The 21,517-nt window shown below is 41.1% G+C and carries 16 protein-coding genes and 1 CRISPR repeat array; of the genes, 7 read left to right on the top strand and 9 right to left on the bottom strand.

The annotated features are described in order from the left end of the window. Window positions 1-359: 359 nt before the first annotated feature. On the bottom strand, window positions 360-1,100 hold the full coding sequence (locus M23134_RS29205) for a 1-(5-phosphoribosyl)-5-[(5-phosphoribosylamino)methylideneamino]imidazole-4-carboxamide isomerase (protein WP_002702590.1): 741 nt from the start codon (window positions 1,098-1,100) through the stop codon (window positions 360-362). 154 nt (window positions 1,101-1,254) lie between these two features. On the opposite strand from M23134_RS29205, the gene lysA reads away from it, so the two are divergent. Further along, window positions 1,255-2,511, top strand: a complete 1,257-nt coding sequence (gene lysA, locus M23134_RS29210; protein WP_002702591.1) for a diaminopimelate decarboxylase — start codon at window positions 1,255-1,257, stop codon at window positions 2,509-2,511. Window positions 2,512-2,716: 205 nt separating this feature from the next. On the opposite strand, the gene M23134_RS29215 is transcribed toward lysA, so the two are convergent. Further along, a complete protein-coding gene (locus M23134_RS29215) occupies window positions 2,717-3,040 on the bottom strand; it encodes a hypothetical protein (protein ID WP_045114576.1) in 324 nt (107 codons plus the stop codon). A gap of 352 nt (window positions 3,041-3,392) precedes the next feature. Between M23134_RS29215 and M23134_RS29220 the strand changes: the two genes are divergently transcribed. The 5 genes from M23134_RS29220 (at window position 3,393) to M23134_RS29240 (ending at window position 11,027) form a co-directional block, all read left to right on the top strand. Continuing rightward, entirely contained in the window at window positions 3,393-4,103 is a 711-nt protein-coding gene (locus M23134_RS29220) for an ABC transporter ATP-binding protein (RefSeq protein WP_002702593.1), read from the top strand. A gap of 100 nt (window positions 4,104-4,203) precedes the next feature. Then, window positions 4,204-5,457: an ABC transporter permease gene (locus tag M23134_RS29225; protein WP_002702594.1), complete on the top strand. Its 1,254-nt coding sequence runs from the start codon at window positions 4,204-4,206 to the stop codon at window positions 5,455-5,457. A 625-nt stretch (window positions 5,458-6,082) separates the two neighbouring features. Next, window positions 6,083-7,321: an ABC transporter permease gene (locus M23134_RS29230; RefSeq protein ID WP_002702595.1), complete on the top strand. Its 1,239-nt coding sequence runs from the start codon at window positions 6,083-6,085 to the stop codon at window positions 7,319-7,321. A 153-nt stretch (window positions 7,322-7,474) separates the two neighbouring features. After that, window positions 7,475-8,611 carry an efflux RND transporter periplasmic adaptor subunit gene (locus M23134_RS29235; RefSeq protein WP_002702596.1) on the top strand — a complete coding sequence of 379 codons (1,137 nt, stop codon included), beginning with the start codon at window positions 7,475-7,477 and terminating at the stop codon, window positions 8,609-8,611. 715 nt (window positions 8,612-9,326) lie between these two features. Then, window positions 9,327-11,027 (top strand): hypothetical protein, encoded by a 1,701-nt coding sequence (locus M23134_RS29240; protein ID WP_002702598.1) that lies wholly within the window; start codon window positions 9,327-9,329, stop codon window positions 11,025-11,027. Between the two features lie 87 nt (window positions 11,028-11,114). Here the strand turns inward: M23134_RS29240 and M23134_RS29245 are convergent, their stop codons facing one another. Then, window positions 11,115-12,545: a WS/DGAT/MGAT family O-acyltransferase gene (locus tag M23134_RS29245; RefSeq protein WP_002702600.1), complete on the bottom strand. Its 1,431-nt coding sequence runs from the start codon at window positions 12,543-12,545 to the stop codon at window positions 11,115-11,117. Window positions 12,546-12,913: 368 nt separating this feature from the next. Between M23134_RS29245 and M23134_RS29255 the strand changes: the two genes are divergently transcribed. Then, on the top strand, window positions 12,914-13,360 hold the full coding sequence (locus tag M23134_RS29255) for a hypothetical protein (RefSeq protein ID WP_157558706.1): 447 nt from the start codon (window positions 12,914-12,916) through the stop codon (window positions 13,358-13,360). 239 nt (window positions 13,361-13,599) lie between these two features. Then, window positions 13,600-15,223: a CRISPR direct-repeat array (repeat unit 30 nt; unit sequence ATTTCAAATCCTATATGGTGCTATTAAGGT). Between the two features lie 344 nt (window positions 15,224-15,567). Here the strand turns inward: M23134_RS29255 and cas2 are convergent. The 6 genes from cas2 to cas7i form a co-directional block, all read right to left on the bottom strand. Beyond that, window positions 15,568-15,831 (bottom strand): CRISPR-associated endonuclease Cas2, encoded by a 264-nt coding sequence (gene cas2, locus M23134_RS29260; protein ID WP_002702605.1) that lies wholly within the window; start codon window positions 15,829-15,831, stop codon window positions 15,568-15,570. Window position 15,832: 1 nt separating this feature from the next. Then, the gene (gene cas1b, locus M23134_RS29265; RefSeq protein WP_002702607.1) at window positions 15,833-16,843 is read right to left on the bottom strand and encodes a type I-B CRISPR-associated endonuclease Cas1b; all 1,011 of its coding nucleotides are present in this window, start codon (window positions 16,841-16,843) and stop codon (window positions 15,833-15,835) included. Between the two features lie 14 nt (window positions 16,844-16,857). Then, complete coding sequence (gene cas4, locus M23134_RS29270) at window positions 16,858-17,379, bottom strand: CRISPR-associated protein Cas4 (RefSeq protein WP_002702609.1); 522 nt, start codon at window positions 17,377-17,379, stop codon at window positions 16,858-16,860. Window positions 17,380-17,389: 10 nt separating this feature from the next. Continuing rightward, window positions 17,390-19,699, bottom strand: coding sequence for a CRISPR-associated helicase/endonuclease Cas3 (locus tag M23134_RS29275; RefSeq protein ID WP_002702610.1), 2,310 nt, complete (start codon window positions 19,697-19,699; stop codon window positions 17,390-17,392). Between the two features lie 73 nt (window positions 19,700-19,772). After that, window positions 19,773-20,429, bottom strand: a complete 657-nt coding sequence (cas5b, locus tag M23134_RS29280) for a type I-B CRISPR-associated protein Cas5b (RefSeq protein WP_002702611.1) — start codon at window positions 20,427-20,429, stop codon at window positions 19,773-19,775. After that, entirely contained in the window at window positions 20,429-21,517 is a 1,089-nt protein-coding gene (gene cas7i, locus M23134_RS29285; protein WP_002702612.1) for a type I-B CRISPR-associated protein Cas7/Cst2/DevR, read from the bottom strand. The genes cas5b and cas7i overlap by 1 nt, the downstream gene beginning before the upstream one ends.

Here is a 21,517-nt window from a genome sequence, read left to right on the forward strand (position 1 = left end):
TTTTGAAAAACAATAAAGTTGTAGTGTACAATTTTATGAATATATGATTTAATAAAATTGATGTAACTTTGGGTTTGTTTTTCTATAAAAAAAGTTGTTTGAAGAGAAAAAAGAAAACTATGTCAGAAAAACTTACCCCAAATAGGGTAGTGCGATGTAGAAATCGCACCAAAAAATAAAATGTGGATGATATGCTGTGAACGGTGTGCTTAACCAAAAATGGTGAATGATGGTTTGTCTTGCTTTGTTATTGATTGATTACCTAAAAAACAAAGCAACAGGTGCCTGTATGTGTCGTTCATAGCATAAAAAGGAAGGTTGGTTAGCAAATAACCGGATGAGAGGTCAATAGCAGCAAACTATGCTTCTTGTTCTGCTACCCCAATAAACTTCTGTAAATCTTTTAACTTGATTTGTCCATCATAGTAAGACTTACCAATAATTACTCCGGCTACACCCAGCGCGTCAAGCTGCTCTATGTCCTCTATCGAGCGAATACCGCCACTGGCAAGTATCTGTAGTTCTGGAAACTCAGTGCGTAGCTTTTTGTACGTATCAAAGTTAGGACCTTCAAGCGTTCCGTTGCGACCTATCTCAGTCGTTTTTACAAACCTTACACCTCTTTCGTGGTAGCTTTTGATATGTTCTACCAAATCTATCCCAGTGTTCTTTCTCCACCCTTTGGTGAGTACTACACCGTCTAGTGCATCGGCAGCCAATATTACCTTGTTGCCTCCATAAGTGATTACCCAAGAAAGAAACTTCTCTCGCTCGTGTACAGCTACTGTGGCAGCAGTTACGTGCTTGGCGCCACACTCAAACGCAGTTCTTATGTCATCGTCACGGGTGATACCACCTGTATAGTCAATTTCTAACTGCGTATAACTTGCCAGCATCTCCAAAATGTTGTAATTCACAATTTGGCGTGCCTTGGCTCCATCAAGGTCTACAAGATGCAGATGCTTGATGCCATTGTTTTCAAATTCTAAAGCCAAATCCAGTGGGTTGGTGTCGTATACTTGCACTTGGTCGATATCGCCTTTAATTGTGCGGACAACTTTACCACCGAGAATGGCTATAGAGGGAACTATTTTTATCATGTTTTGAGATTGAATTTTATGATGAATCGAAAAAAAAGCTTACGAATATAATAAAAATTAGCTTTTATTCATAATTTGAGCCCTTCAAAGCTTAGGGTTAAGATTGTACTTATCTAAGTTTTTTAGTTTATCTCATTTTAAATTTACCTTTTCCATGGAATTAGTTGATGGACGTTACCAGATTCAAGGGGTAGATGTGTTAGACATTTGTCAAAAGTTTGACACCCCATTGTATGTGTATGATGCAGAAAAGATGGCTACCAAGCTCAATATGCTAAAAGATGCCTTTAAGGGATTAAACCTGAAGATAAAATACGCTGCCAAAGCACTTACGAATGTCTCGGTACTTAAGTTTTTGCGTACTCAGGGGGTGGGTTTAGATGTAGTATCTATTCAGGAAGCCCATCTTGGACTCAAGACAGGGTTTAAGCCTGAAGAAATATTGTTTACTCCCAACTGTGTTTCATTGGAAGAAATAAAGATGGCGGTAGAGCTTGGCTTGGTCATTAATATTGATAATATTTCTATACTTGAGCAGTTTGGCCATGCTTACGGCGATTCTGTGCCTTGCTGTATTAGAATAAACCCTCACCTAATGGCAGGTGGTAACGCCAATATTTCGGTAGGGCACATAGACTCTAAGTTTGGTGTATCTATATTACAAGCCCGTCATTTGCTCAGGGTAATCAAAACCAATAATATCAAAGTAACCGGGCTACACATGCACACTGGGTCTGACATACTGGATGCAGAGGTGTTTTTGCGGGGAGCAGATATTTTGTTTGACCTGGCGCAAGACTTACCCGATCTTGAGTTTGTAGATTTTGGCAGTGGATTCAGAGTAGCTTACAAAGAAGGCGACGTAACTACTGATATTGTCGACTTGGGCAAAAAGCTTACCGTGAGGTTCAAAGAATTTTGCAAAGACTATGGGCGTGAGCTAGAGATTTGGTTTGAGCCAGGCAAGTTTTTAGTAAGCGAAGCCGGGCACTTTTTGATGAAGACCAATGTAATAAAAACTACTCCGGCTACTGTGTTTGTAGGGGTAGACTCTGGGTTCAACCATTTGATTCGCCCTATGATGTACGACTCTCATCATACGATATTCAACGTGTCGAACCCTAACAGCGAAACTACCCGTGTGTATACAGTAGTGGGTTATATTTGCGAAACCGATACTTTTGGTTGGGATCGTAAGCTCAATGAAGTGCGCGAAGGTGATATTATCGCTCTCAAAAACGCAGGAGCGTATGGTTTTAGCATGGCATCTAACTACAACTCACGTTTTCGCCCTGCTGAGGTGTTGGTACATAATGGCAAAGCCCACCTGATACGTAAGCGCGAGACAATGGATGATATTTTGAGAAACCAAGTCATGCTTGATTTTGAAGCAGAAAAAGCGGAGGCTTAAGTCTAATGGTCTTATTGCTGCAATGGTTGAATAAGCCGTTGGGTACATTAATTTTGTACCGTTATACACCTTGAATGACAAAGTGGGAGGGTTTATTTCTCCCACTTGTTGTATTTTTGCCTGCCGATAGCATTTATTGGTTGTTTGTGGTTCAGCCCAAGTGAGGTGCCCTACCTTACAATCCCCATAATTAACCCACCATCAGTTAAGAAAACTTTTCCCTTAAAAACTCTATGCCGTGAATAAGCCCTGAGAGTGCCGCAATGTAGAAGGGTAGTACTATGCCCCATTTGAGCGGTAGTATGTCTAAAAAAATACTCATTGCCAGGAAAAGTGTACCCCATACCGACGCCATACAGTATACACAGCCCAATATAGGCGCAAAAACTTTGTAGGGGAGTTTTTCTTCGAGGTAGGTTTTTATTGGGTATAAAATACGTTTGGGTTGGGCGGCAGCTTCATAAATACCTATGATACACAAGGTATTGATAAACAGCATGATGACTAAAGTTAATAGATATGTAGACATATTGAGCGGCTTTTTTTACAAAGTTACTTCAGGGGTTTAGCGAAAGCAAACAAAGTACTGCAATTACTGCTTTGCTCTATTGACAATACAGTAGGTTCAATTGTTTGATTTGAAGTGTGTCGAACAAGCCAATTTTTTTTTTGAAGTAGTGCAACCAATCTTTCAAAGGCAGTGTCTTACCTGTAAAGCATTATTTCTTAATGTACTTTTTGAAATCAATAGCAAATAATTGGTGTTTTTTTTTGACTTTACTTATTAAAAAAGCTACCTTGCATTACAAATTACTAGGTGATAAACATTGAAAAGCTTTTTTATTAGTTAAAACACCTGTTCATATAACCCATATTCTTTTATGATTACTCTGAAACAAATCCACAAATACTACTCGGTGGGTAAAAATAAATTGCATGTACTTAAGGGCATCGATGTACACATCAACCAAGGCGAGTTGGTGTCTATTATGGGGTCTTCGGGGTCGGGTAAGTCTACTATGTTGAATATTTTGGGGATTTTGGATGATTATGACGAAGGAGAATATTACCTGAACGAAACACTGATTCAGAACCTATCGGCTAAAAAAGCCGCCTACTACCGCAACCAATTCCTGGGTTTTGTATTCCAATCTTTTAATTTACTTTCTTTTAAAAATGCCATGGAAAATGTGGCTTTGCCGCTGTATTACCAAAAAGTGGGGCGTAAGAAGCGCAACAAGTTGGCGATGGAGTATTTAGAAATGGTAGGTTTGGCAGACCGTGCCGATCACTCGCCCAATGAGTTGTCGGGAGGGCAAAAGCAAAGGGTTGCCTTGGCGCGTGCGCTTATCTCTCAGCCTAAAGTAATACTTGCCGATGAACCTACAGGAGCATTGGACACCCAAACTACCCAAGAGGTAATGGACATATTTAAAGAAGTGCACGGCAAGGGCATTACAGTGGTAATAGTTACCCACGAAAACGAAATAGCCGGACAAACCGAACGTGTGATCCGATTGCGCGATGGGGTGATTGAAAGTGATGGAGCTGAGAATAACTCTATTATAAACGATGTAGAAACAGCAGGGTAGCAACTGGTTTTTAGATGCGTCGATACTCAATGCATTGATAACTAAGAGCTTAGCCCTATAAAAACTGTGGATGAAACACATATAACCAAAAAATAAAGAAATGTTTGATTTAGATAAATGGCAGGAAATATTAGGAACGATGCGCAAAAACAAGTTGCGTACTTTTCTGACTGCTTTCGGGGTTTTTTGGGGTATTTTTATGTTAGTACTTTTGTTGGGTGCAGGCAAGGGCATGCAAAATGGAGTACAACGTGAGTTTGGCAATGAAGCCAAAAACAGCCTGTGGGTATGGCGCGGCAAAACCACTATGCCCCATGATGGCCTCAAGCCAGGTAGAAGCATTATTTTTTCCAATGACGACTATGAAGCTATAGAACGCGAAGTGCCTGGCATTAAACGACTCGCCCGACGCAACCGCTTAAGTGGGGCTTATACGCTTAACCACAAAACCCGCAATGCCTCGTTCCCTTTGTATGGAGCCAACCGGGTATTTTTTGAGATCAACGGAGAAGAATTGGTCAAAGGACGCTTTTTTAACCCTAACGATCTCAACGAAAAAAGAAAAGTAATGATTTTGGGAGAACGCGCCAAAAAAGTGCTTTTTGGTGACTCTACCAATGCCATTGGCAAATATGTAAATGTAAAAGGGGTACACTTTAAAGTGATTGGCACTTATACGTTGGATGGAGGAGGAGGACGACGCGAAGAAAGGTCTTATATCCCTTTTAGCACTTACCAAAGCATTTTTGACACCCGCCCGCGTATTCACTTGATTGGTGCCCTTGCCGAAGACCACGTGTCAGCGGCTTCTATAGAAACAGATATACGTAGGGTATTGGCTGCACGACACCGTTTTTCTGAAGAAGACAAACAGGCAGTAGGTATTAATAATAATGAAGAAGGTTTTCAGCGATTCAACAGTTTGTTTGGTGGCATCGAGGCTTTTGTTTGGTTTGTGGGCATAGGAACCCTCATTGCAGGCATTGTGGGGGTGAGCAATATTATGTTGATTATTGTAAAAGAACGCACCAAAGAGATTGGGGTAAGAAAAGCCATTGGAGCAACTCCCTGGTCTATTATTAGCCTTATACTACAAGAATCGGTAGTAATTACGGCTTTCTCTGGATATTTGGGGCTCTTGTTAGGTTCGGGCTTGCTAGAGCTCATGAATTTGGGAATTCAACAAATAGAAAAATCAGGGGGGCAAGCTCCTTATTTTACCCGTCCAGAGGTAGACTTAAGGGTAGCCATTGCAGCCACTGTCATTTTGGTAATATCAGGCGCGTTTGCCGGGTTGATGCCTGCACTGAAGGCGGCAAGGGTAAAACCAATTGAGGCGTTGCGGGCAGAGTAGACAACTTTAGCTACGCTACTTTGGTGATGGTAAATGGGGTGAAGCGATTTAAAAATGGTTTTATGGTTTTATTGTTTTATGGTTGCGCAAAGCGATTTATTAATTATGAGAAAAGCTATCGACTAAAGTAAAAACTCCCGACTACGGACTATAAACTCCCAAAGCTACGCTACTTTGGTGATGGTAAATGGGGTGAAGCGATTTAAAAATGGTTTTATGGTTTTATTGTTGCGCAAAGCGATTTATTAATTATGAGAAAAGCTATCGACTAAAGTAAAAACTCCCGACTACGGACTATAGACTCCCAAAGCTACGCTACTTTGGTGATGGTAAATGGGGTGAAGCGATTTAAAAATGGTTTTATGGTTCTATTGTTTTATGGTTGCGCAAAGCGATTTATTAATTATGAGAAAAGCTATCGACTAAAGTAAAAACTCCCGACTACGGACTATAGACTCCCAAAGCTACGCTACTTTGGTGATGGTAAATGGGGTGAAGCGATTTAAAAATGGTTTTATGGTTGCGCAAAGCGATTTCTCAATTATGAGAAAAGCTATCGACTAAAGTAAAAACTCCCGACTATGGACTATAGACTCTCAACTATTGACTATATAACTAAAAGAAAATGTTTGATTTAGACAAATGGAATGAAATATATGCCACCATCAAAAAGCACAAGCTCCGCACGGCTTTGACTGCTTTTGGGGTATTTTGGGGTATTTTTATGCTCATTGTACTTTTGGGAGCAGGGCGAGGCTTTCAGAACGGGGTAGAAGGAAGCTTTGATGTGGCAAAAAATGCCGTATTTGTTTGGGGGCGTCGTACCAGCGAACCATTCAAAGGGTTTCAGGCAGGGCGTCGTATTCAGTTTACCAACGACGACGCAGAGGCCATTCGTCATACCATACCTGAGATAGATGTAATTGCTCCCCGCAACCAGTTGAGAGGTGACTTTACGGTAAATTATAAAACAAAAAATGCTTCGTTTGAGGTAAGGGGCGAATACCCTGATTATTTGAAGGTGCGCCCTGCCGAAATGCTCACCGGACGTTTTGTGAATGAAAGAGACATTGAAAAAAAGCGTAAAGTGGCAGTGATAGGCACCAGAGTGCAAGAGTTGCTTTTCGAAGAGGGGGTGAACCCTTTGGGTAAATATATAGACATTAAGGGCATTCCGTTTAAGGTGGTGGGTACCATCAAAGGAAAAGGAGATGCCAACGATATTAAAGAAGCAGCTGAACGGGTAATTATTTCTAATACTGCCTTGCAGCAAGCCTTTAACCAGGTAAATAAGGTAGGCTTTTTTGCTTTTACGCCCAAAAACGGAGTACCCGCAGTAGTCATAGAAAAAAAGATCAAGGCTTTGCTTTCAGAGCGACATTCTATAGCCCCCAAAGATAAAAAAGCATTAGGGTCGGCAAATGTAGAAAAAGAGTATCGCCGGGTGCAGGGGTTGTTTTTTATCATAGGGGCATTTAGCTGGTTTGTAAGTATAGGAACCATCATTGCCGGAGCAGTAGGCGTAAGTAATATTATGTTGGTGATTGTGCGGGAACGCACCAAAGAAATTGGGGTAAGAAAAGCACTGGGTGCCACCCCTTGGTCTATCATTAGTCTTATATTGCAAGAGTCTATCGTAATTACGGCACTTTCGGGGTACTTTGGTCTGTTGGCGGGCACTGCATTGATGGAGTTTATTAACTCTATGGGGGCAGAGGGCGCATTTTTTAAAAATCCGGAAGTAGATATGACCATTGCCATTAGTGCCCTGGTAACCCTGGTAGTGACTGGAACCTTTGCAGGATTTATACCAGCACGCAAGGCGGCAAAAGTAAACCCGGTAGAAGCATTGAGTGATGAATAGTGGTGTATAATCAAAGATTGTTCAACTGTTTGGTAACATATTGCATTTGACCAAATACTGTGAGCAAAGTATAAGCACTTGCTTACTATATTCTAAAGACCATAAATTTACATCTGTTATAATAGAGAAAAAGAATTAAAACCAAGTATTGCCATGAAAAAAGTATTTTTTGGAATCACAGGAGCGATTTTTATAGCTTTATCTGTCTGGTTGGGCGGTTATTTCTATAAGAAATCGAAGAAAGACCCGATTGTTTACAAAACAGAAAAACCATTTACCAAAACCATTATCAAAAAATCGGTAGCTACCGGATCGATAGTGCCACGCCGTGAGGTACAAGTAAAACCACAGGTATCGGGCATTATAGAAGAGCTATATGTAGAAGCAGGGGAGAAGGTGACCAAAGGACAAATGATTGCAAGGGTAAGGGTGGTACAAAACCTGGACGGTAAAAACCGTGATTTGCTGGGGTTAAATAGTGCCCAAAGCAATTTGCAAAATTCCCAAATCAATTATAACAACGCCAAAATAGAGTATGACAGAAACAAACGTTTATACGAGCAAAAGGTGATTTCACAGCAAGAGTTTAACCGCTTTAAGCTGGATTTGAATGTGCGCCAACAAGCCGTAGATGCTGCCAAAGATAACCTAAAGCTCACCCAACAAGGAGCTTTGCAACGGGCGGGTAACATTGCCAACAGTGTGTACTCTACGGTAGACGGTATTTTGCTAGATGTGCCAGTGCGAGTGGGTAGCTCGGTGATTGAGCGAAACAATTTTAACGAAGGTACTACCATTGCGGTGGTGGCCGATATGAACAACTTGGTGTTTGAAGGAAAGATAGATGAGTCGGAAGTGGGCAAAATAAAAGAAGGAATGGACCTTGGCCTGACAATAGGCGCCATCGAAAACAAGGTGTTCAAGGCAAAACTGGAATACATTTCGCCGAAAGGCAAAACCGAAGAGGGAGCGATTAAATTTGACATTCGCGCCAAGCTGTTGCTCAACGAAAAGGATAAATTAAGGGCGGGCTATAGTGCCAATGCCGATATTGTGCTTGCCAAAAAAGTGAATGTGTTGGCGATTAAAGAAAAACTGCTGCAGTTTGAAAAGTCAAAAACTAAAGGAGGCAAAGACAAACCTTATGTAGAGGTAGAAGTAAGCAAGCAAAAGTTTAAAAGAGTTGACCTCAAAACGGGTATTTCGGATGGGATAAACATAGAGGTAGTAAAAGGGGTAAAGAAAACCGACAAGATAAAAGTACCACCCCAGAAAAAACCTAAGAAGTAATATAGCCTCTGGCTTGAAGCTGGCTTGCAGGCATGTCACCGATTTATAGCTTCTTGATTTTTAGCGGTTTATAAAGGAAGTAAATAGCCACTGAGTTAGAAAGTCAAGGTGTTGTATTGGAGGGAGTAAGGAGAAAAAAAAATAAAGAAAAACGGTTTTAATTTTTAAAGTAGGCTGTTTAGACGCATTGTGATGATGTGACTAAGCAGCTTTTTTTGTTTTAATTATGAGTAGGTAAATTACGATTCGACTGTAGGGAGCTCTGCGAAGCGACTACGGTCTTCTATCTGCCGATTTTATAAGTATTTAAAAGTCAAGGTATTATAAACCAGGCAATAGGCTTGCAAACCAGCCTAAAGGCTAATGGCACCGATATGCATCTAAGGACCCTTTGGAACGGCTACTCAAGTGTTGATGAGCCGCTTTTAGGGCGGCACAGGAGTATTTACGGAACTACAAAAAAGCAGGTAAAAAGATTTATGTGGCACCTTACTACTGGGGAGCATTTGTGAGGGTGGGTGAGTAAACAGCTCAAGCATTAATAGATGCTGGTTTAGACCACCAGGTATGAGTTAAAACCCTGATAAACAGAATTGTTTACAGGGTTTTGTTGTATATAACAAACGTGGGGTAAATTTTAGGGCAATCGTTTTTATTTATGTGTTTTTTTTAAAATATTACACTTTAATTTCTTCATTGCTACCAAAACGATACTATGGCGGACTATAAAGAACAGTTACTGGATGGGCTCTACCGCAGCCGCGAGGTGTTGATGGGCAGAATTGATAAAAAATCGCTGCAAATCAAGCAAACTTACACAAGGGCTATTTTGTTTTTAGTGGTGTTTCTTGCCTTGATTTTTAACCGGGATTTTAAACCTTCTGCCTGGCAAAAAGCAAACGACATGCTTACTCAGTGGGAGCACGTGTATGGCAAAGGGTACCTGGATAAGGTAACGTATCGCGAGTTTCTGAACAGCCAGGACTCTATTACAAGAGTAAAGCGCCTTAACATCATGCAGCTAATAGATAGTACAGCGTCTGACGACTCCCCCATGCTTACCTATTATAATCAAACCAAAAAAGGGTTTCACCTCGATAGTCTGCCCTCTATTCAAAAACAACTGGAAGACCTTGTAGCCAATCAAAATCAAATAGATGAAGATTCGGCCGAACTATCAAAACTTGCCCTGTCCGATTCGTTGCCCAAACTTGACAGTACTATCAAACAACTGGAAACAGTAGCAGCAAATGATACTGTACCCGAAAGCAAAGCTAAACAGTTATTGAAGGCAACCAAAGCTATCAAACAATTACTAAATACCCAGGCAGAAGGGTTATACTATAACATGAGAGTCAAAGACTCGGCAAGCAAAGCAGGGCTTGTCCGCCTCAAGAGACAGTATCGGGCTATTCAGATATGGGTAGATGAAAAAATGCCAGTAGGTGTGCAAATAGATAGCGTTCAGAGTAAATTTACCAAGCTTAAACACAGCGATGAAATTACGCCTTGGTTAGCCATAGATAAAGAGTCTCCTTCGTGGAAGTGGAAGTATAAAACCTGGAAAATACTCAATACTTTTAGCAAAAAAAGGGTGGCCAAAAAGAAAGAAAAACCAACACCTGACCCAGCGTTGATGAGAACCAGTGTAAAGGATACCAAAAAGCTGAAGGAAGTACCACAGTTGCCAAAAGGAGCACTTAAGGCCGATACCATCAAAATTATCTCTCAATGGCAGGCAATATTTAAGGTGTTGACCGAAAAAGACCGTAACAAAATTACCCGAAAAATAATTAAGCCCGATAGCTTATTTACTTTTAACCAACAGGAGGTAAAAAAGTACATGATTACCGCCAAAAGTAAGCAAGAAAAAATGGCCGCGCCTACTGCCGAAATTTCGTCTACCAAGATACCACTGCCCATCAAACAGGTTTTGCTGGTTTTGCCCTTGATGTATGCCGGGCTGTTACTGTTTTTGCAAATGGTTAACCTCAAGCGAAGTAGCCTGGAGATACGTACTACCGAAGTAGAAAAATGCATTAAAGAACATCTGGGAGGCGAAGACCTGGTAAGGTCAAATATATTTGGTGATGAGATTACCAGTGGCAGAGGGAACTGGAGCTATATCAAAAAATTTCAGTTTGCCTTATTATTCAAAAACAACCCTACCTATTACAAAGATGGATTCTTTATTTTAGTAAGTTTTCTCTTGTTTTTGTATGCCATGTACAAATGGGCATTATTGCTTCAATACAACCCACAGTTGATTAACTGGGGCATAGGCATTGCCGTATTTAGTTTGGTACTTTACCTGATACTGTTTTTTGTGAATAGAAATATAGGAAGTAAACTACGCAAAACTGAAAGAGAAAAAGCCAGACTGGAAAGAGAAAAACAAGGCTTGACAAACGACTAAGTAAATACAAGTACGATAGTATATCAACAAGCCCACCAATAATGCCATTGGTGGGCTTGTTGGGTCATATGGTGAAGTGACCATTGGCTATTTTTGACTGGCAGGAGCGATCACTTGTATTGCTTGCTCCAGTTCATCTAGTGACTCATAAATATTTTCAATAAATTTGTCCAGGTCGGGCATTAGTTCACGGCACGAAGTAGCACTAATAGTAATAGCCCCAGCATAACTAAAGACTACCATCAATAGCCCGGCCCCGTCTATGAGTGGCGCAGTACCATAGTGGTTCAACAGTTTAGCTCCTCCCATGTACAAGGGAATCGGAGGACCAGGTACATTGGTGATGACCAGGTTATATATAGGGCGTATATACTCTACTACTTTCGACTTGGTATACAAGCGCGCCGCCAGGGCTGCCAGTTCCGAAGGCACCAAATCCATAATCTTGTCGGCACCTATAGCCTTGCTATATACCTTAGAGCTGGTAGCACTTTCATGAATAAGCATCAAACGCTTAAAAGGGTCTTCTTCGTTGGTAGCAAGCGATACCAACATAGCCGATACCTTATTGCCCATCGTCCCCTTGTCTTCTTCGCTGCGTACCGATATAGGAGCCATTGCCACCAAAGGCTTTTTGGGCAAGTTATTTTTGTCTTTTAGGTAACGCCGCAAAGCACCTGCACATACTGCCAATACTACATTGTTGACAGTGGTCTTGGCAATATTTTTCATTTTTTTGATGCGTTCCAGCGGAATATTGGCTCCACCAAAAATACGATGCGCAGTTACCGGAGCATTAAACAAAGTAGTGGGGGCAGTAAATGGCATTGGGGGGGGCTCTATCCATTTGGTAATGGCCTCTTTTGCCACATCTATAGTATTGCCTACTGCCTCATACAAAAACTTGGCAAGCTTTACCGGGGTGCCCACCGATTTGATATAGTTACGGGCAATGATCTCTATACCAGTAGGAATACGCTCAGACTCCCAATAATGGTGTTCTTCATTGTCTTTGGGGCGTTTTGCGGGTGACGGATTCAGCAAAGCTCCCATCATTTCGGCGCCGGAGCCTCCATCTATAGCCGCGTGGTGTACTTTGGTAATAAGGGCAAACGAGTTGGGTGGAATTCCTTCAATATTGAGTCCTTCGGCTATGGTAATTTCCCACAAAGGGCGTTTGCGATCCATTGTACGACTAAAAATACGGGCGGCAAGGTCGAGCAATTCTTGTGAGCCACCTGGTTGAGGAATGGCCACATGGTGTAGGTGGTATTCCAGGTCAAAATCTGGGTCTTCTATCCAATAAGGGTGACTCATGTCTAAAGGTGCTTCTACTAAGCGTTGCCTGAAAACCCTTGAAATGTGTAAACGAGATTCGATGAAATCGCGGAATTGATAGTAATTAAAGCGCTCATTGTCTTTGGAAGGTTCAAATATGTACACCCCTCCTACGTGCATAGGGGCACGGTTTGACTCTATATATAAAAAAGTGGCATCTAAGCCCGAAAGTTGTTGCATAATAATCGGCTTGGTTACTTGCCAGACAAATATTTGTCAAGCTATTTCAAATAAATGTAAAATTTATTTGAAACTCAAGTGGATTTGCCAAAAGAAGCGAGGGTAAGTGTAGAGGTTTGTCTGAAGCAATGCTACATACAAGTATAAAATAAGGGGAAAAAACTGAAACGATGGTTTTTACGAAAACATCTATTTTACCTTTGTTATTTAATGATTTAAATTGTTTGTGTACCATTTTGGCGATTTTTGCAAAAACTTACTCATCAGGCCTTGAGTATACCTATAGTAATATCCATTCATTTTATTATAGGTCATAGTTGAAAAACAAGTGGGTTATGCCAACTCACTATTAAATCACCAAAATTCATATGCGAACATTACATCAATCAGATTACGTCAAAATATTTTATGCTTCAGAAGAAAATATCTTGACATACCAATGGCTCAGTGCATCAGCAACAATGCCTGATCAAGCGTTTAAACAAGAAATGCTACGAATACCTGAGATTTCGGCAGAGTACAGACCCACAGGTTTTTTAGAAGACAATACCCAACGCGATTTCATTATCCGGCCAGAGCTACAGTGCTGGATAAGTACCGAAATAGCTCCTCATCAGTTCGAGTATGGTACTTCGTACTTTGCGCTGACTAATCCCCCTTCTTATGTGGCGCAATTGTCTACTCAACAAACGATGGACGAAATAAAAAAACAGATTAAAAAGTCGTTCAATGTAGCTTACTTCGATGATCACCCTCAAGCCTGGGAGTGGCTTTGTCTTCAGCAAATGACGGTAGGAGATGTGAGTATTGTATAACTAAATGTAATTATTTGACTTTTATATTAAATAATACAACGATCATCACTTGCTATTTTGTTTTTAAATTTTACTCAATCTTTATTTTATATTTACAATAAACCCTCTTGATACATAAACATCAAGGGGGTTTGTGCTTTAGCAGTGGTTTAGTCTGTACTACCTGACAATCGCCCAGTCAATAACACCCACATTTTTGTGGAGCCAGATTATTGACGGATGTACAGAAATTGAACCTGTTTTCGCATCTTGTATGGTGCTATTAAGGTAAAGGTTGTGCTTCTGTTTGAGGATTTGGTAGACCTGTTTCAAATCCTATATGGTGCTATTAAGGTTATCATTGGCACAAACGAAAAAGTAAGTCGCAGGGTGATTTCAAATCCTATATGGTGCGATTAAGGTTGATTCCCTGCTTTGTTTGTACCGCAGTTGTTTCACATTTCAAATCCTATATGGTGCGATTAAGGTGTAGTCAGCACGGCTGATGATGCAAATGTAGCAGCATTTCAAATCCTATATGGTGCGATTAAGGTGGAAACTGTCAATATGCTGATCAGACTCGGTTAAAAATTTCAAATCCTATATGGTGCTATTAAGGTAGGTGGTGGCGGTGGTGGAATTTCACAACATCCACCCTATTTCAAATCCTATATGGTGCTATTAAGGTAAAACACCAACACGGCAACTAACACCTACTACTCATATTTCAAATCCTATATGGTGCTATTAAGGTTTACCAGTGCCGATGTAAACAGGCCACTACAGACCAATTTCAAATCCTATATGGTGCTATTAAGGTTTACTTCTTCTTTATCGTCGTAATAAGTAGTGTGCGCATTTCAAATCCTATATGGTGCTATTAAGGTAGTAGCCGCTTTGGTGAAAAACTCTATACGCTTTCCTGATTTCAAATCCTATATGGTGCTATTAAGGTGAGGGCAAAGTAAATCTACCAGTCCAAGCTTACTACCATTTCAAATCCTATATGGTGCTATTAAGGTATTACTGAAGATATAGATGTATATGCCCTAAAAGGATTTCAAATCCTATATGGTGCTATTAAGGTTTACACTTGTTTTCCCAACCATCACCATAAAAAAGGATTTCAAATCCTATATGGTGCTATTAAGGTTTTTACAACAGGTATATGCATCTCCCTCTTGATTAAATTTCAAATCCTATATGGTGCTATTAAGGTGCAATTCAAAAAAAGAGCACTGGAAATCCATGATACCATTTCAAATCCTATATGGTGCTATTAAGGTATTTAGGAATTAAACCTCAACCTCAGCGCCAGTTTAATTTCAAATCCTATATGGTGCTATTAAGGTAGAAATCTATAAAACACCTTACTACATTACTACAAATTTCAAATCCTATATGGTGCTATTAAGGTATACGATGCTTATCACCCCTGGGCCAAACCTAATCAATTTCAAATCCTATATGGTGCGATTAAGGTAACGAAAGGTAAAGCAACAAGATATTGCTGATATATGTTTCAAATCCTATATGGTGCGATTAAGGTCCCTGAGAGGTATCAATCTTTAGTAGCAAACATAAGAGTTTCAAATCCTATATGGTGCGATTAAGGTTTTTTACGCTTGTATTGAACTACTTATCCCAATTCTCGTTTCAAATCCTATATGGTGCGATTAAGGTGTAAACGCTTGATTTACAGGGAGTTATGTTTTGGTAGGTTTCAAATCCTATATGGTGCGATTAAGGTCCTTTTATGATTTGGTACATTCGTATTAATCTAAATTCGTTTCAAATCCTATATGGTGCGATTAAGGTGTTTCTTGCATCATCTAATACTCCAGTGTAATAGTCGTTTCAAATCCTATATGGTGCGATTAAGGTCCGTTAAATTTAGTAAAAAAAATATGCCATACAACGTATGTGCGTAGCTTCTAGAGCTCAATATTTAAAAAAATGTCGTCGGTCTCCAGTAATACGATTTGCCCTGGAGACTGACGACATTGTAATGCGCTTATAGTCAGTTAGTTGTAAGTAAAGAAGTTTTTTCACACCAGTTTCGCCTGTATTTTTTCTGAGACCGACGACAATACCCCCTCTCAGGTGCTCTAAACTCCGGTTTTTAGCCGCCTGCTACTGTAGGGTTTTGTATCAATATTTTTCAAGATGTCAAAGAACTTTTGGCAAACGATACACATCGTTATCAGGCAACCTTTAAGTACCCCAATTTAAATAAAATTATCCAAATCATTCTTTTCTTGCCCAACGATTTGTTTGTCCAACCACTTTTGCTCTCTGCTCTTAAACACAATGATGCTGTCATAAGCTTTGTCAATAAACTGATCAGCCTCCAGCAATAATTCCTTGAGCTTTACTTCACTTATCTCTCCCTCAAACACCGAGTTCTGTATCCAGTGGAGGTACCTGCGGCAAAGTTTCCGCATTTTATTTACCCGTTTCTCGCCACAATCATATACCAATATCACATACATACTACCAACGCATTTTAAAAGGTGAATACTCGTCTATTCCCAACACATGCTTCACCAGCTTATAGCACTCCATCCTTACCAACCTTCTATAGCTCACATTCTTGTTCATTGCCCGGTGTTTGATCGTTTCTTTCAGGCGTTCGTCCCAGGCCTTCAAATATATTTTTCCACCCGACTCATTCAAGTAACAAGCATTGAGCTTTTTATCAAAATGCTTTGCCTGAATCTGTTTTTTGTTGAGTAAAGCAAATATCAACCTATCTACAAGTACTGGTTTAAACACCTCTGCTATGTCCAGGGCAAGCGAATACCTTCGTGCTCCTGGCTCGTGCAAAAAGCTAATCGTAGGGTCGAGTTGGGTATGGTAAATCTGCCCTACACAAAGGTTATAACAAAAACTGTTGCCAAACGAAATAAGTGCATTTACCTCGTTCAGTGGAGGTTGGCGGCTCCTGCCTTGCATCGCAAAATCGTTGATAATGGTATCAAATGCCTGGTAATACACCTGACGAACATTGCCCTCCAGCCCCATGAGTTCGGCAATAGGCATCTCCTGGGCTTGTCGGATAGTTTCATAATACTGTTTAATCTTACTTCCATACACTGTCACTTCTTTGCCTCGGTTTTGGTAATAGCCCAGGTTTTTGAGCATATTATAAATGCCCCCTTCAAGTAGCTTTCGTGCAATGACCAAACGTTGTGCAGGTTGGGTATAAGCCTGGGTTTGGGCAATATGTACTTTGCCCGCCAGCAAATAATCTTTAGGCATAAACGAGCCTGTATAATGTTCATAGTAGTCAAAAAAATGAACCGGGATTTTTTGTTGCCCCAAAAAATTATACAAAGCGCTGTTAGCGTCTAAACTGCCCAGTACACACAATTCGTTAATATCATTAATGGGCAAATAGGTAGGTTTTTTAGCATTGCCCTCAGCATCTACCGGAGTAAACTTCAGGCTACGGTTATTTTTCGACAACCTACCAGGGTTGAACAGATAATAAGTTTTAGGCATAGAATTTTTCTGTTTTAAAGGTCTTCTTCTGTTACTTCTTCGGCATAACAAAACTCAAAATAACTACATCTACGGCAAAACGACTTCTTGAGCCGGGCAGGGCATTTGGTCTGGGCAATCAACTGTTCAATGGCTGCCAGTTGCTCAGGTATTTCTACTAAATCAATACTGGTGAGTAGTACCTCTTGGATTTTGCGCAGTTTGGGGTATTCCAACAGCCCTTTTGCATCAGTGATTCCTTGTTGATACAACAAATAAAGGTAATACTTTACTTGAGCAATGTGGGCTTCCTCCATCTTGTCCGATTTCTTTACTTCGTGGACAATACGCCGATGAGGATCATAAAAATCAATTTTAGCAATGCCCAAATCCAGCTCCGTATAACGCACGGGGCGTTGGGGGTAAGCAGCTTCGCCAATGAGTTTACCTTCATAAACCGTGTCAGAAGTATGCTCCATGGTAATGCCCGCCGCAAACAACCATAGCTTGCGGTGGCATATATGATAATAATTGAGGTGAGTAGGCGTGATTTGCATGGCTTAAGTTTTAAAGTTGATTATCGTCTATCCAGGTAATCTCTTCATCGTTTAACAAACCCAGGGCAGGGTCATATTTTTTGCGGGTTTCAAAATAGTCGATTTGTATATATCCATCCTTGTCGCCCTGTTTGCTCATCGTAAAATGATTGGTACGCACCAAGTGATTATCAAGCCACCCCTTAAATTTACCCTCTCGCACCTGCACCTTGAGATTTTCGGCATTGATAAAATCAAAATCCTTCAAATACTCCTCAAACTGGGCGCGTTGCGCTTGCGGCAATACCTTTATCCCGTCAAACTGTCTATAGAATTCCTCTTCTTTAGTTTTAGAATGCACCAACGGCGAAAGTGTCTTCAATGATTGCTTCAAATACCCATAAGTCTTATCAAACTCCTTTTGTCCAGCCTCGTCCCAGGCAGGGTATACCTCGTCTATAAAATCCTGCAATTGATTTTCGTTGATCACCCCTTGATTGTTTACCGCGTTTCTTTCAAAAATCTCCAGAGTTTTGTCTACCACTTGCTTGTTATAAATGTAAGTATCTGCCTTGTTACTTTGCTTAAATACCACACAGCGGCAAATCCCTTTTTTTTGTTGGCGGTTTACCCTGCCAAATCGTTGAATAAGGGCGTCTATAGGAGCAGGTTCGCTATAAATTACATCATAGTCAATATCTAAGCTCACTTCTATAGCCTGAGTACCTATCAACAGTTGTACTACAGGGCTGGCATCTTGCGTATTCTCCCCCTTGAGCAACCGCTGTTCTTTTTGGTTGCGGTCTGCCCCATTAAAAGCCCCATGCAACAGTATTTTGGTGGCGCTGTGTTCAGCAAAGTATTGATAAGTCTCCTGGGCTTGTTTGACGGTGTTGCATACCACCAATACCTTTTTGCCAGCGTTGAGTTCTCCTTCAATCAAGGGGTAGTTATCTGCTAATAAGCCTTCTTGGAGCACCACTTGGTGTCTTCTAAAACTTTGGTACAAAGCCGCATCTGCTTCTATCTCTTGCGGGTTGCCCAAGACTTGCCTCAATTCTTGCTTGAGAAAGCGTGGCAAAGTAGCCGTCATAATCATCACCTGGCTATGCAAATGCTGGGTCATAAACTCCAGCAATACCTTGATCTGAGCCGCTACCTGGGGGCTATAGGCGTGTATCTCGTCAAAAATCAAATAGCTGCCTACCCATTCAAACACCCCTTGTTCGAAGCCCCGCAAGCCAAACAAATGCTTCAGCAATTGGAAAGGAGTCACCACTTTTATGGGAGTCAGTATATGCTTAAACTTTTCCCTTAACTCTCTTATCTTTTCTTTCCGTTCGCTGGTAGTATATTGGTGTTCCTCAAAATAATGACTCAAATAAGCACTCAATTTACCGTGCAGCATGCCCACCTTTTTGGTTGCTTCGGTGTCCATATCTTTGCTAAGTCGCTCATACATGGCATTGATAGACGCAGTAAAAGGTAAGATATAAAAAGCCCTGCCTTGCCCAGTGTGTGCCAATTGGTTTTTGAGCCAAAGCAAAGCGCTTTCTGTTTTGCCCGAACCCGTAGGCGCAGTTAAAATCAAATGTCCCTTTACCCTGCTACATAGTTTTTGGTGGGTATAAAAGTCCTTGCCCCCCAATTGCAACCTGATGCGCAAATGACGCAAAAACTCAAAGTCATAGTTTTCTAATTTAGGCAAATGAGCAACCCTTGCCGAACCCAAATGATCGCAATGTTTCAGGGCACCAAACAACAGCAACAAAAACCAGTAATTGGGATGGCTTGATACCCAAGGTCGTTTTTTATACCTTCTCACAAAACCTTCAATATCAATTGCCTGAATAGTTGTTATTTTTACCGCATAAGAATGTAACAACTCCTTTACCTTCGGTTGATCTACATAGGCGTAAAAAACTTCATGAAAAGTCTCTCTATCATCATCAAAAGAAAACTCATCTGCCCCATAAGTTTTTTCTATAAAATCAGTCAAAAGCACCTGAAAGTTTTTGTGATGCCCTGCCACCACTAACATCAGCACCTCCTGAATGGCCTCATCTATATCAAAAGCCTTGATAAAAGGCACCGAAAACAATTCATGCCTTTGGCGGTTCCACTCATTCTTTTTATCCCTCAGTAGTTTTTGAAACTCCTGGTGTGCCTTGCCCAAATCATGAAAAACAATGGCAAGCCACAACACCTCCCAAAATCGTTCAAAACCAGGCAGTTTGTCTATAGCAGGAAACAATGTGGGCAAGTATTTATGTATGCCCAAGCAATCATCTATATGTTGTTTTAGCGTAAGCGGTGGGGTTGATTTTGCCAGTATATCCATAGTTGAGATGGTTTGTTAAATGATATCACTGCTTCTCGGCTAGGCAACCCAAAAAGCAGGGATAAAAAGCATACTAAAAACTTAAGTCGTGAAAATAAACATCTACCTCTTTCTCCTCATCCCTAAACGCCTCCAGGCGAGCACTTACCCCTTGCCCATGTCCAATCACCGAGTAAGGCTCTACCCCTAAATTGTTTCGCGGAAAAGAGTCAGTAAAGTATTTAGGCAAAGCTTGTATTTGCCCTGGTAATTGATGCTTACTAAAAGGCACTACTTGCCCCCTGAGTTGGTCGGCATGATCTCTGGGTACCAAGCTACACTCACGAACCCCCCCTGCTATACTAGCCAAGTCATTCATCCTGCCCAATACAATGGGATACACAGGCGAACGAAAGTAATCGGCCACTTCTTGGCTGGTCACATACAAGCGTAAAAATGCCTCAAACAAAAACTCCCTCCGAATAATGTTAGATTTGGCATGGTTGCTTGGCATCCCCTTGTGTGCCCCAATTTGGTAAATCGTTTCCAGGTCAACCGCTTTGCTTTGGTACTCAAAATAATACCCCAATTTTAGCGTACTATGTGCCACATAGTGCCCCGCAGCAGCATTGATGAGCCCCAACACGGTACTTACTGGAGGCACCTCCAGCGTAGGCTGAAAACCACTGATAAGGTTGGGGTAACGAAAACTAGCCGTCCAGCTCGTAATATCTATTTTGAAAACCCTCATTATTCCACCTGGTTTTCTACCTGAGCACAATATTGGTCAATGGCCTGATTGACCGAACATAATTCTACGTTGTCAAACTTGTCTGCCAATGCTTGCAACACTTCATGGTACTCATCCATAAAACCATTGCGCTTTCCTATATACACTGTACCTTTCAACTGCTCCTTATAATCTGTCAACACCTCCTCTAAACCCGCAATATTGAGTTCTGCATTTTCTTGGTAAGCCCCCCCGTTTTTGGCAATGTGCGAAAAAGGGTGATTGCCAGTGGTAGTAGTTGCCAATACAATAAACTTAGGCGTTACATCTGCCATATTATTGGTTTGCATTGCCCCCCCCGAAATAGTTTTGAGTGCCCCAATGGTGTCCTTCATTCGTTGTATCCTTACCTCTTTGGGCAATTGTACCAATTGGTGCGCATTGCCCTTGCCATCTTTTACAAAAGGGTCGGCCAGTTCAGTGGCTCCACCCGCCAAAGCCTCAGCCCTCAGTTTCTCCGTCAGATTTTTAAACCCCGTTTTGTTATAACTGGCAAAAGTACCTACCTGCCCCATATCCAACGAAAACATCCCCTTCATCACCGCACTGTATTCTTCTTTGCTATAAGGCACCGAGTCCCCCTCTTGACGCGCCATACTCGACCAGTTTTCGACAGTGCGGGTAGCTGCCACCGATATAATGGCAGAGTTTCTGAGCGGCGAACTTCTGGTAACCGTTACATCTACTTTTTGCTCTTTGCCCCCCTTACTAAGCACAGGCTCCCCTTGATCATCTGTTTTTACCTCCTTGGCAGCTTTCATATACCCAAACACATCATCATCGGCAAATGTAATAGGGTTGGCGGCCGTAAAAGCAATTTTCTTATCTCTGATTACAGGCGATAAATCCCAGCCATAGTTTTTTTGAAGCGTATCGCGCCACCAATAACGCCAGGCTTGCCCCGACACATAAGTGTAAGCTTTGCCATTCTTGTAAATCTTTTTGGTAGCCATTGCATTGTCAAAGTTACTAGAGTTACTTTTTCCCGCATTGTTCAACGCCACCACATCTACATCAATCAATATAAAACCTTGTATTTTTAAGCTCAT

It is taken from the genome of Microscilla marina ATCC 23134 (assembly GCF_000169175.1).
In the GTDB taxonomy this organism is placed as follows: domain Bacteria; phylum Bacteroidota; class Bacteroidia; order Cytophagales; family Microscillaceae; genus Microscilla; species Microscilla marina.